At 79.8% G+C, this 238-nt stretch carries 1 protein-coding gene; it reads right to left on the reverse strand.

The window, feature by feature from the left end; translation table 11 throughout:
• Positions 1–238: MGMT family protein (locus tag ACSNOK_RS36075; RefSeq protein ID WP_436784871.1), on the reverse strand; the 238-nt coding region annotated here is incomplete at both ends.

Here is a 238-nt window from a genome sequence, read left to right on the forward strand (position 1 = left end):
GGCCCGGTGGGACGGGGACGCCGGCGGAAGCGCGGACGGGAGCGCCGACGGGGCCCCCGCGCAGCGGGGTGTCCTCCTCGCGGTAGTGGACCAGCGCCCGGCCCTCGTGGCAGGGCGGCGGCGTCCCGTCGGCCCGCACCACGCGCCACCACGGCACCGCGCCGCCGTAGAGGGACATCACCCGGCCCACCTGCCGCGGGCCTCCCTCCTCCAGCCACTCGGCCACGTCGCCGTACGT

This window comes from Streptomyces sp. URMC 126 (assembly GCF_051386555.1).
In the GTDB taxonomy this organism is placed as follows: Bacteria; Actinomycetota; Actinomycetes; order Streptomycetales; family Streptomycetaceae; genus Streptomyces.